Source organism: Pseudoalteromonas sp. AWH4_217 (assembly GCF_056161105.1).
In genome coordinates, this window is record NZ_JBSWYM010000026.1 from 38,708 (window position 1) to 49,278 (window position 10,571).

Annotated in this window: 14 protein-coding genes; all 14 read right to left on the reverse strand. The window is 43.2% G+C overall.

What is annotated here, in order from left to right:
* Window positions 1–558: 558 nt before the first annotated feature.
* The 14 genes from ACXAH1_RS22185 to ACXAH1_RS22250 all read right to left on the reverse strand — a co-directional run bounded on the left by ACXAH1_RS22185 (window position 559) and on the right by ACXAH1_RS22250 (window position 10,059).
* The gene (locus ACXAH1_RS22185) at window positions 559–2,736 is read right to left on the reverse strand and encodes a winged helix-turn-helix domain-containing protein (RefSeq protein WP_475199733.1); all 2,178 of its coding nucleotides are present in this window, start codon (window positions 2,734–2,736) and stop codon (window positions 559–561) included.
* Between the two features lie 711 nt (window positions 2,737–3,447).
* The gene (locus ACXAH1_RS22190) at window positions 3,448–3,615 is read right to left on the reverse strand and encodes a hypothetical protein (protein ID WP_253111157.1); all 168 of its coding nucleotides are present in this window, start codon (window positions 3,613–3,615) and stop codon (window positions 3,448–3,450) included.
* A 170-nt stretch (window positions 3,616–3,785) separates the two neighbouring features.
* A complete protein-coding gene (locus tag ACXAH1_RS22195) occupies window positions 3,786–3,953 on the reverse strand; it encodes a hypothetical protein (protein ID WP_253111159.1) in 168 nt (55 codons plus the stop codon).
* A gap of 15 nt (window positions 3,954–3,968) precedes the next feature.
* Window positions 3,969–4,145: a hypothetical protein gene (locus tag ACXAH1_RS22200; RefSeq protein ID WP_253111161.1), complete on the reverse strand. Its 177-nt coding sequence runs from the start codon at window positions 4,143–4,145 to the stop codon at window positions 3,969–3,971.
* A 125-nt stretch (window positions 4,146–4,270) separates the two neighbouring features.
* Window positions 4,271–4,423 carry a hypothetical protein gene (locus ACXAH1_RS22205; RefSeq protein WP_475199736.1) on the reverse strand — a complete coding sequence of 51 codons (153 nt, stop codon included), beginning with the start codon at window positions 4,421–4,423 and terminating at the stop codon, window positions 4,271–4,273.
* A 124-nt stretch (window positions 4,424–4,547) separates the two neighbouring features.
* Complete coding sequence (locus ACXAH1_RS22210) at window positions 4,548–4,700, reverse strand: hypothetical protein (protein WP_171045379.1); 153 nt, start codon at window positions 4,698–4,700, stop codon at window positions 4,548–4,550.
* 106 nt (window positions 4,701–4,806) lie between these two features.
* Window positions 4,807–4,959, reverse strand: coding sequence for a hypothetical protein (locus tag ACXAH1_RS22215; protein WP_475199738.1), 153 nt, complete (start codon window positions 4,957–4,959; stop codon window positions 4,807–4,809).
* Window positions 4,960–5,188: 229 nt separating this feature from the next.
* Window positions 5,189–6,109 (reverse strand): ATP-grasp domain-containing protein, encoded by a 921-nt coding sequence (locus tag ACXAH1_RS22220; protein WP_253111169.1) that lies wholly within the window; start codon window positions 6,107–6,109, stop codon window positions 5,189–5,191.
* Between the two features lie 18 nt (window positions 6,110–6,127).
* Window positions 6,128–6,307 carry a hypothetical protein gene (locus ACXAH1_RS22225; protein ID WP_253111172.1) on the reverse strand — a complete coding sequence of 60 codons (180 nt, stop codon included), beginning with the start codon at window positions 6,305–6,307 and terminating at the stop codon, window positions 6,128–6,130.
* A gap of 953 nt (window positions 6,308–7,260) precedes the next feature.
* Complete coding sequence (locus ACXAH1_RS22230) at window positions 7,261–7,350, reverse strand: bacteriocin (protein WP_366042018.1); 90 nt, start codon at window positions 7,348–7,350, stop codon at window positions 7,261–7,263.
* Between the two features lie 1,898 nt (window positions 7,351–9,248).
* Window positions 9,249–9,410, reverse strand: a complete 162-nt coding sequence (locus ACXAH1_RS22235) for a hypothetical protein (protein WP_475199746.1) — start codon at window positions 9,408–9,410, stop codon at window positions 9,249–9,251.
* Between the two features lie 25 nt (window positions 9,411–9,435).
* Window positions 9,436–9,576, reverse strand: a complete 141-nt coding sequence (locus tag ACXAH1_RS22240) for a hypothetical protein (protein ID WP_253111175.1) — start codon at window positions 9,574–9,576, stop codon at window positions 9,436–9,438.
* 9 nt (window positions 9,577–9,585) lie between these two features.
* Complete coding sequence (locus ACXAH1_RS22245; protein ID WP_160317395.1) at window positions 9,586–9,738, reverse strand: hypothetical protein; 153 nt, start codon at window positions 9,736–9,738, stop codon at window positions 9,586–9,588.
* A gap of 183 nt (window positions 9,739–9,921) precedes the next feature.
* Complete coding sequence (locus ACXAH1_RS22250; protein ID WP_171045375.1) at window positions 9,922–10,059, reverse strand: hypothetical protein; 138 nt, start codon at window positions 10,057–10,059, stop codon at window positions 9,922–9,924.
* Window positions 10,060–10,571: the final 512 nt, after the last annotated feature.

The following is a 10,571-nucleotide window of genomic DNA, read 5'->3' on the forward strand; positions in this document are numbered from 1 at the left end:
GATTGAAACCATGTTGTTTCGTTACTAACTACCTTAGCCAAGCCATCACAAATTCGGTAATTATCAAATCTTATCTTACCTCCAGCGAAAGCTCGTAGGTCAATGTTATATATACGAATAATACCGTGTAAGAATTGCTGCGATTGCCGAATAATTCCATTTTGGACAAAAAAACCAAAAAACTGTGTACACAGACAGTGTCTCAGCCTGTTTAAATTGCAAAGCGGGAAAATATCCAAACCACAGCAACACCGCCACAAGTCCATAAAGTGATGAATCATTTCACACCGTTTGCGTTTTACTGGATGCGATGCAGAGACAGCGAAGATCGCACAGTGAAAGTGGCGAGCTGATCGTGAAGAAAAAGTGCAATATTCTTATTTATTACTGTAGTGAGTGGCAGATTTACTCTCACAAACTGGCGTGAATTCATGTGGGTAGATAGCATTTGACAGCAGAGCAACATGCGACGCTGATCCAACCGGAGACTTACCCCCAGCTACGCCTGAGTTCTTCCGTTATGCCAAGGATCACACCTGCTGGTGCTGAGTCACTCTGTTAGAGTGACTCCGTTTCTTTTAACGTGACTTTTATCAGCTGGTTTTCCACGACTTCAACCAGGTCTAAAATTAACCCTCCGCGTTTTTGAGAGTATTTCATATTGCTGATCACATATTTCGACGTATCTATTTGATAGAACTCGGAAATCACTGACGGCGCGCTAAAATCGAGTTTATAGATGGTCTCACCATCAGAATGGTAGATGTCCCCTTCGCCGATAGCGAGGGTATGCTTATATTTCACCTGAGGTAAATCAACGGTTCGGGTTATCTCTCCCGACTGAATGTTGTATAGCACGACTTTGTCACTGGAAGACAAAGAAACCAGATGCTCGTCATCAAGGCGCCCTATCCACAACGAATCCGACGTGGGTAATGGCGTCACCTTTTTATCTGTCAGGGAATAGCTAAATACCCGACTTTTCACTTTGTGGTCATCCACAACCACATAGCCTAGCTCATGGGGCCCGATAAACTCGGCTGCTACCACAACCCCCTGCGCATTGATACTGTCAGCCAGCGTCATATCCGAGCGCTTATATACTTCAATTTTGTCTTTGTACTGGAGTAATAGATGGTCACTGGCAGCGTTATAACGCAACGCAGTGTAGCTGTCTTGTGGCAACGTCAGCGGCACAATTTGACCATCTGCGAGCTGCTTTCTCACAATGCGCTGATTGCCCTGACGCGTTAGGAATAAAAACTCGTCACCCACTTCAGTGGCGGATGTGTCCTCCAAAGGGCTCGCAATGAGCTCTGTCAGCCCGAGCGTTTGCTGATCTAACAAGAATACATCCGCCTGAAAGGGATAACTCACCATCAATAACGTATTGCTATCCAGTATCTGAGAGCTTGCATATTGTTGTTCTGTTTGAAGTTGCTTAACACTATGCAGCCGTTGCTGCGCCAAAGAAAATCGATATAGCTGATTTGCAGTATTATCAAACCAGCTTACCAGATCATGTTCCGCATCATAGTTCACAGCCCAAATCCGGTTCGCCGACTCAAATAACTTGACCTGATTGCCACCGTCCAGATCGGTCATATACAGCTCATTGGATTCGTATTGCCGGCGTTCAAACAGGATCACCTGCTTCTGAGCCACGTAAGTTAAAAAGCGGTCGCCATAAGAGTTCAGATTGGGTGAGGTAATTTGGAATTCATCACCCGTGCTCAGATCGCGGCTTGTTAATACAGATAACTCATCGCGGTTACGATAGCCACTTTTTGAATACACAAAGCGGCCTGCCGCCACGCCACCACCCGTTGTATAGTGCAGCGTACAATCAAAAACATGTCGATTGCTGGTAATAAAATCTGCACTGAGTTGCCAAACCTGACACTGATCTTCACTCACAGCCCGATAATAAATAAAGCTGGAATCAACCGACCACCCCACTGGAAAATAATTCACACCAGGGTTACCAATACGTTTCTCATGTCCGTTTTCTAGCGACTTAACCACCAGTGCATAGTTTTTGTTTTCATTTTGGATGAAGGAAAATGCAACGTGCTGCTTATTTGGTGACAGGTTGAGTGTGGCATAACGACCCGGTAGCCAGGAAAGAACACTTTCCTCTATGTCGCTGCGGGTGAGTGAATGGGTCTCTTGATCTCCTGAAAACAGCCCTGTTGGCATGATATACCAAGTTACCGGAAGCAAAATTAGAAGCACAGGCAGCAACACATAACGCCACCGCAGCGCGCTTTTGCGATGATTATCGGCTGTTACATGAGTCTGGGTAACACGCTCAGCCTCCCCAGGCAAAGCCGGCTTTTCTGAGTCAGTGTTGCCATGAACGTAGGACGACGGCGGTTTTTCAACATGCTCATAGTAAACGATTTCTGGTTCAAGAAAGAAGCTATACCCTTTACGATAGTGGGTCTTTACGATTGTTCCTTTCTGCCTTTCCGATTTCAGGATCTTTCTCAGTTCTGACATCGCGCGATTGATCGCGTTGTCATCAACATAATGCTGCGACCAGACATCCTCTACCAGATTTTGCCGAGTGATGATCTGCTCATTGTTGATGATAAGGTAGCAAAGCAGTCGAAATAACAGGGGTTCAAGCTCTCGCTCAACCTCTCCATCACATATACTCTGGCGCTTTGGATCTAGTATCCAGGCTCCAAACCTCACCTCCTTGACCTGCCTTGAAAATCTTACTTCATTCATGGTGACTCATGATCCCATATCCTTTCACATCATCCCCGGGCTTCATTCGGATTGGGGCAATAGCGAATGGCAAGTTAATAAATCAGAACAAGTCACAATTTTTCAACCCAAGTGACTCTTTCGTATCATCTTGAACGATAATATATAGTAAATCACAAAAACAAAACAATTTAGTAATATTAAAGGTAAAGAATTTTCCCCACAGCCTCTTGGTATAAAGGACAAGCTACTGATTAATAATAACATAGCTAAAAATTTCTCAGATGGCAAATGACCCCAAATCAGGTTCAGCGCTGACTTGATGTAAATAATCAACACAGCATAATTAACAATAGAAGCGCATTTCAGGCAATAATTCATTAGGCATTACTTTGCTTAAACCATGCTCTTACTAGCAATATAAAAACCCGAATTTCAAACTGATAAACCGTTATGGTTTAGCGCAGAAAAGAAAAAGGGCTGAATGCACATTCAGCCCTGAACAACAAGTAAAACTAAGAGACACAACTCGTTAGCAAATAGTACGAGTCGGGTCATTAGGATCGCCCAGGCCAATGCCCATAACAAAACCACCAGTGGCTGACGCTAACTCTGCAGATGTATTTAGTTCTTTCATACTGATTTCCTTTGATATTCTTCTGGTTTACAGCACTAGATTTATTACACCTAGTGCTGTGGAGCATATGAATGCCCTTCGCAATTCAGCTTGAATTACATTTCAAGCGACGGTAACGGATCGTTACCATCTTCTGGAATTGCCATAGTCACGTAAATCGGACCACCGTCTTCATAAATCGCCTGAGTAATATCAATTGGGCGATTGATTAGCCCGCCAGTTACTGCTTGCTCTTGTTCTTTCTTTAATGAAAATGGATGCATAATGGTTTCCTTATTTATTTCTCGTTAAGTAACGACTAGCGCAATTGGCTCCGCCAAGCCCGATGCGACTGTCGGTCATGTTAGTATCAGGTGCCTGAGGGCACCTGGCATGGGAGGTCTATGTCAGTAAATAGCGTTGCACGCCCGACTGCTTTCAACTCCCCAAACAATTAGAAAAGTTCTAGTGGTAATGGATCATCGCCATCTTCAGGAATGGCCATGGTCACGTAAATCGGGCCACCGTCTTCATGAGTCGCCTGAGTGATGTAAATTGGACGCTTGTTCAGCCCACCGGTTACTGCTTGTTCCTGCTCTTTTTTCAATGAAAATGGATGCATAATGTTCACTCCTTCTTACATGATGTCTTTAACAGGATAAATAGGTGGTAAAGGGTCGTTGCCATCTTCAGGGATCGCCATAGTGACTCGGATAGGTCCACCGTTTTCGCACATGAATTCCGTCATCGGATCTTCTTTCAGACCACCTGTCACATTTTCTTGCTGTGCTTTATTGAGTGAAAAAGGGTGCATATGTTTTTTCCTTATTAATCTTCTAACATGGTTAAAAAGCGAGAGTAAGGCTTATTTTCCCGATAACTCCGCCAAGTGCTTCGGGACAACTTCACTCTCTATAAACGTCTTGCCGTTAAGGCGTATTACATAGTGATAAGCGTTGGGTCGTAGCCGTCTTCCGGGATGGCCTGAGTCACATAAACTGGGCCGCCATTTTCTACAAGCAGATCTGAAATAAAAGCATTTCCGCCAGTGACATTTTGTTTTTGTGCTTTATCTAGTGAAAAAGGGTGCATATGTTTTTTCCTTATTAATCTTCTAACATGGTTAAAAAGCGAGAGTAAGGCTTATGTTCCGATAACTCCGCCAAGTGTTTCGGGACAGCTCCACTCTCTGTAAACGTCTTGCCGTTAAGGCGTATTACATAGTGATAAGCGTTGGATCGTAACCGTCTTCCGGGATAGCCTGAGTCACATAAATTGGACCGCCGTTTTCTACAAGCAGATCTGAAATAAAAGCATTTCCGCCAGTGACATTTTGTTTTTGTGCTTTATCTAATGAAAAAGGGTGCATATTTTTTCCTTATTACTGTTACATAGTGAGTTAAATTGTATTATTACAGGCTCGGTTACTCCGCCAAGAAAACCAAAGCCCGGTATTCAGCCTGATCGCGCTAGCATTATAGAAAGATAGGCGCAGGGTCTAGTCCGTCTTCAGGAATAGCCTGAGTGATATCAATTGGCCCGCCATCTTCTTCCAGCAGATCAGAGATGGGAGTATGTCCGCCCGCTACGCGTTGTTTGTGTGCTTTATCTAATGAAAAAGGGTGCATAACGCTTCCTTATTTAATTGCTTGCAACATGCATGGTTTCCTTCACTGTCTCTGCCAAGATGACTGATGAAGGTACCTATATAAATTTATTCAAAAAATTCAAGAATCGCATCAATGACGTCAACCCAAGGTTGGTCAGGAGACGTCGTATTCACACCGCCAACCACGGCGCTGAATTCTATCTGAGTTAGTTCTTTCATTGCTTATTCCTCTGTTAAGTGTCAATTACTCAGCCTTTTCCTAACATGTAGTCGACTAAGTGGTCTGTAATAGAGATCCCTGAGCGTTTCTCAAACCCAATAAACATCGGAGAAGGGTTTGCTTCTAAAAAGTAGTACTCTCCACGCTCATTTCTTCGCCAGTCAATGGCCGTCCAGTTCAAATGCAGGGTTCGCGCAATCTGCCTCGATTGCTCAATGATCTCTGCCGGTGTTTCTATCGCGAGGAGCGTCATGTTGTCATCTTCTCGGAAGTCTGCCCGATCACTTTTCAGCTCGACCGAGATCACTTTATCCCCTATGACGTAACTGCGGATATTGGTGCCGGCAATAAACTCCTGAACGGTGATAGGGGACTTGGCCAACGCAGCAGTCACACGTTCCGACTCCAGGTGTGCCTCCGTCAGCAACTCAGTATGTGCGCCCCCAAACACCGGCTTAAAAATAGATTGCTTAAGCACACTGAACGCGGTTTTTATGTCCGCCAAATTGTTACCAACATAGGTCTGAGGAATGCGTACACCCAGACGTTTTACTTTAGTTAACTGAAACGGCTTCTCTTTATGATGCTGAAATGCTTCCCAGCTGTTTAACCAGATGGTGTCGTTATCAAGAAAAAACCAGGTTCTCAAACACGCCATCGCATCTTGAGCAGCAATACTCTCCGCACTCATATAATTTTCTCGGGTCGACTCATCCGATACACCTGAAAAGCCACGCCAAAACACCGCTTGTATTTCATCTAAAGTCAGTTTTTTACCGCATGCAAGGGTTAAGCTTCCGAGCTCCTCATTGGGTTCATAACTAAACTGAACCTTGCGCGGGAAGTCGTGCGTAGACAGTAGATAAGCATCAAGGCCACGCATTTTCAGCTTCTCAAGCATATACTGCGCGTGTTCATCCTGCTGTTGTCCAAGTACGATAAATGCCATCTCAGGTGCTCTCCAAATTTACATACGATAAAAATTAATAGGTTGCTCATCACCGATATTTAGTTCGGCGTCTGCAACATTGATCAGTGAACAATCCAGACCATCAGGCTGAAAATAATCATCCAGGCAATCACCAATGAGTTGTTGGTTTAGTAAGTAAGCTAACTCTTTGTCTGTATAAAATTTTGTTTTCGCCATTTTGTGCCTCCAAATAATCAGGCATCTGCGAAATCGTGTTCGTATGAATGCCTGGCTAATTTTTTAAATTGTTCAATTTTCAATTCCGATTACTGTTTAGTGTCGTGCGTTGCATCGCTTTGACGGTGAGCATCATGGCATCGAGAATTTAATAAATCAAAATTATAAAAACACAAACATAAACATAAAATACAAAGACTTATGTAGAACTATTATCCTCAGGTATACCTTAATTATGTGCTAAATATGAATACCTGAGTTGTTATAAAAATATTCATATGACAAAAATGCGCAGGTCCCAATATTGGAGATTTTCATGTGTGTATTGCACACCCTGAACACCCGCGCTGGCCGCTGATTATTGCCAAAACGAGGGCAGACGTTGCAAACAGCACTGAATAACAACCCAGGCTCACAATCTGAAAACCAGTAGCAGACGGGGTATTGCCGGATAAGAAAATGTACCTGGTAGAAATTCGTGGTCAGCTTGACTGATCAATTATTTCTGGCGCACTCAAAAGAGGTAATGGTGAAAAGAGCACTGGCAGCCTGACAGCTCAAAATTCTGCGAGAACATATGACGGGCTTTGTCATGACTTGTAGCAGGTACAGTGCTTGTGTTGAGTCGGTATTGAACGGGCAAGTTTAAGATAAGAAGGTATCGAATAAATCAAACCTTTGCATCTCGATACTGGCCTCACAGCAGTCTGAGCTGCAAATGATCACATATTACAAGTGGTGTTCGGGCCAATGCATGACATAAAAAAGCCGCACAGAGTCTCTGCACGGCTTGTTTCAACAGCGGCTTATTGCGCCGCTTGTCGACACTTAGTTAAATTTTTTGTCCTGAGGAGGGAAAAGGATACACCCGCCCTCATCGATACCGCCAGAAACCAATGCCAACTGTACGTTATTTTTTTCAATGACTTGCATGTTATTCTCCTTGTTTAGGTTTAAAGATCACACTCAATTTTTGAAAGATCTTTATTCTGATTATTGATGCCACCAGTGACAGCTTTTAGTTCTTCTTTGGTTAAATACATATTTCACCTCATACAAATAAAAATGCGCAGGGAGCGCAAAGAAACACAATGCCAATTTATAAAAGACATTACATTCAGAACCATAAAGTTCATTACTTAAAATTCTAGCCAGGGCTTCGTATGGCCATCAGCCAGAAAACCCGCGATGTTGTTCATCATGGCAACCTATCTATGCATAACAAAAATTCACAAAACCTTGAAAATTAGAGTTAAAACAGTATTGACCATAAGAATTCTAAAAAATTTATTTAGGTGTATGGAAAGGTGGTACATTTATAAAATCCACCTTCCTTTAAATCTACTCAGTTGCAATCCATCGCAAAATCACTTTCATTTCAGCACCCAGTGACCATCTAGTGCTTAGAGTGCCTTCTCTCGAAATACGACTCTAAAGTCGACCCAAAGAATCAGTGAAATTTCATAAAACAATACGAACAACTCGCTATCGACCATTTATATGTCATTCGCTGTAGTTCCTGGGTCTGGTTAGCAACCGATTAGTTGCTGTTTTTCTTTCTTTCCATCTCTTCCAGCATCTTATGTGTTGTATCACCACCAGACACCTGAGTTGCTTGCTTTTTATCCAACATAGTAAACATATTCATCTCCAAAAAGTTGTTATCAGCACTTAATCCACCTAAGCGCTTGAGGCCATAATGGGTGACGACAGCACCATTGTCAAAACAGAAAAAACAAACACTTAACCATTAATATCAACGAGTTAACCCAATCTGTTTTCTATCAATAACCGAACTATCAGCTCTATATATGCGAGCTTCCGGATTTCAGTCATGGGGGCACGCAATACCACATGCCTTTGCCCTGACAGATACCCTCAGGTGATGCCAGCTAACCGGGCTTAATGCGCTTTCGCTTCCTGCAGCTTAATGCTCTGGCTCATTGTCAGAAAGGGACACCTGAAAAAGCTGTAACGGGAAAGTAAGAGGCAGGTATATATAGATAACTTTTTATGTCGACAGGCGCAGAACTAAAGCATACTGCTCCCCTGCCAGAGCAGTTCAAGCAACTACTTACTGTGTTAAAAATAATCTCTGTTCGGGCTGGTACATCAGATATAGGCTCACCCTATTGCGTCTCCTGTATATTTGAAGACAGCTCAGCCATACCAGGGCAGATGTGCAGTGTTGTATAAGAGATTTCGTCAACTTTGGATTGGTGCATGAACTGTGCAAATGAGTAGAAAAGCAGCGGATACCGATGTTATGACCAGGCAAAAAAAAAAGGAGTCAATCAGACTCCTTATTTATTCAGCATTCTCACATTACAAACAAAGGCGACTTTCCGCCAAAAAAGGTCGCTTTGTCGACAGCTTAAAATGTGAAATTAGTGCTGGCGGCGCTTAGTGGGATCAAATACATCCACACAACCACCTTCCACGATACCACCTACTACTTGCTCAATATCAGAGTGTGTTAATGTCATCATTTTAGCCTCTCTCAGGTTCCTCAGAACCAGTTTTTTATAGTTTCAATCAGCAATTCAACTTCTGTATCGGCAGGGTGTGAAGCCCCACTCACCATAGATATTTCAGCTGTATTTAAGTTCTTCATATTTCTAGTCATCGTCTCACACTGATGTGGCGTTGTTAGCCTAGTCAGTACTATGGCCCTGGGGCGCTCAGTACCAATTACAGCGTTACACGAATTGGTCGGGTGCAGTCATGATCTGCTTCCCGGCCACCGCTAATTGCCAGCAGTGCTGTATCTTTTAATTCGAACATATCTGTCGCTCCTGATTACCAGTCTTTTACCTGACACGGAATATACGGGTTATGATGCTCTGCACCGCCAGAAACTTGCGTTACTGACGCACTTTGCTTGTGTAATTCGTACATATTTAATCCTTAAACTTTCTATTCGGCGCTCAAAAAGCACCCTTTACATTGGTATCCGAATTACCGGTTGCTCACCACCCAGATCGCCGCAACCGCAGTCAACACCGCAAGATGAATGATAACCCCCACCAACAGCGGGCGTTGCATCAACTGGAAATGACTTACTTGCACTCAGGTTTTTGATTTTTGTTACTTTTAGCTTCATTACAGACGCTCCAATTGGCCAGGGATTAGTGAATTTCATTCAAAACAGGGATGGTTCTGTCTACATCGCCGCAGCCATGGACAGTATGTGGACAACCACCTGCGACTTTCACCAAAGTAGCGTCACTATTCAGTACTTTCAGATTTACTTTTTTCAGTTTCATCATAGTCTCCTGTTAGTTTATGAACTGTTCACGAGTTTCGTTTGATTGGCAGCCACGGAATGCACTTGGCTGAAAATCATGACCACCCGCAACGTCTTTCGTCGCTGATTGGGCGAATTCTTTAGCAACAAGCTTTTTAATTACTTTCTTTTTTAAACTAAACATACAATCTCCTTTTAGGATTTAATCAGGTCAATATGCTGAATTAACGATTAATCAGCTTGTCTAAATGTGGAGGGATACACCCTCCTTCCGCACGACCGCCAGATACCAGGTGAGCGTTTTCAATAGTAAACATATCTAACTCCAATACTTTTAATTTATGGCCACAACACATAGCGCGAAGTGTTACGCTTGCATAGAGCAAACACTCTGACATGAGTCATCAATCACATCAGCCGCCTGAGATCTTCCTGCACCAGCCACGTGTGCCGCTTCGGTGAGAGACAGGTTCTTAATTGCTTTTTTACTAATTTTTAAGTTCATACCAATACCTTTTATTGATCTGTTTTACATTGGTCACAGTGGGTTATGTGCAGCACTTCCCCCTGAACGCTCATTCAAATTAACAACCAAAAAACATCAAGTCAAAATCGCAAAAAACACAAAATATCATTAAAATTCAAAATCATAGACGCAATAGTGATGAGCCAGTACAGCAATAATAACTATCCTGTGAGGATCGCCACAATTGATTCTTTGCTGGCCACCAGGTCATGTAGAGTTCGCTTGTCAGGAAGTAGGCAGCCGTTTGCAATAACCTGCATCTCAGTGTGACAAACACAACTCACGTTGCAGCCTAAGCACCAAGGTTGCTCAATGTTGTTACAACGTTCTCAGGAAAAGGAATACATTGCTCGTCCTACCTGATTGGTTGATTGGCTGACTGATTGGTTGATTGGCTGACTGATTGGCTGACTGATTGGCTGACTGATTGGCTGACTGATTGGCTGACTGATTGGCTGACTGATTGGCTGACTGATTGGCTGACTGATTGG

Excerpts from the sequence above, each read along its gene's own strand:
- ACXAH1_RS22185 (WP_475199733.1), bottom strand. The coding sequence starts at position 2,736 with ATGAATGAAGTAAGATTTTCAAGGCAGGTCAAGGAGGTGAGGTTTGGA.
- ACXAH1_RS22190 (WP_253111157.1), bottom strand. The coding sequence starts at position 3,615 with ATGCATCCATTTTCATTAAAGAAAGAACAAGAGCAAGCAGTAACTGGC.
- ACXAH1_RS22195 (WP_253111159.1), bottom strand. The coding sequence starts at position 3,953 with ATGCATCCATTTTCATTGAAAAAAGAGCAGGAACAAGCAGTAACCGGT.
- ACXAH1_RS22200 (WP_253111161.1), bottom strand. The coding sequence starts at position 4,145 with ATGCACCCTTTTTCACTCAATAAAGCACAGCAAGAAAATGTGACAGGT.
- ACXAH1_RS22205 (WP_475199736.1), bottom strand. The coding sequence starts at position 4,423 with ATGCACCCTTTTTCACTAGATAAAGCACAAAAACAAAATGTCACTGGC.
- ACXAH1_RS22210 (WP_171045379.1), bottom strand. The coding sequence starts at position 4,700 with ATGCACCCTTTTTCATTAGATAAAGCACAAAAACAAAATGTCACTGGC.
- ACXAH1_RS22215 (WP_475199738.1), bottom strand. The coding sequence starts at position 4,959 with ATGCACCCTTTTTCATTAGATAAAGCACACAAACAACGCGTAGCGGGC.
- ACXAH1_RS22220 (WP_253111169.1), bottom strand. The coding sequence starts at position 6,109 with ATGGCATTTATCGTACTTGGACAACAGCAGGATGAACACGCGCAGTAT.
- ACXAH1_RS22225 (WP_253111172.1), bottom strand. The coding sequence starts at position 6,307 with ATGGCGAAAACAAAATTTTATACAGACAAAGAGTTAGCTTACTTACTA.
- ACXAH1_RS22230 (WP_366042018.1), bottom strand. The coding sequence starts at position 7,350 with ATGTATTTAACCAAAGAAGAACTAAAAGCTGTCACTGGTGGCATCAAT.
- ACXAH1_RS22235 (WP_475199746.1), bottom strand. The coding sequence starts at position 9,410 with ATGAAGCTAAAAGTAACAAAAATCAAAAACCTGAGTGCAAGTAAGTCA.
- ACXAH1_RS22240 (WP_253111175.1), bottom strand. The coding sequence starts at position 9,576 with ATGATGAAACTGAAAAAAGTAAATCTGAAAGTACTGAATAGTGACGCT.
- ACXAH1_RS22245 (WP_160317395.1), bottom strand. The coding sequence starts at position 9,738 with ATGTTTAGTTTAAAAAAGAAAGTAATTAAAAAGCTTGTTGCTAAAGAA.
- ACXAH1_RS22250 (WP_171045375.1), bottom strand. The coding sequence starts at position 10,059 with ATGAACTTAAAAATTAGTAAAAAAGCAATTAAGAACCTGTCTCTCACC.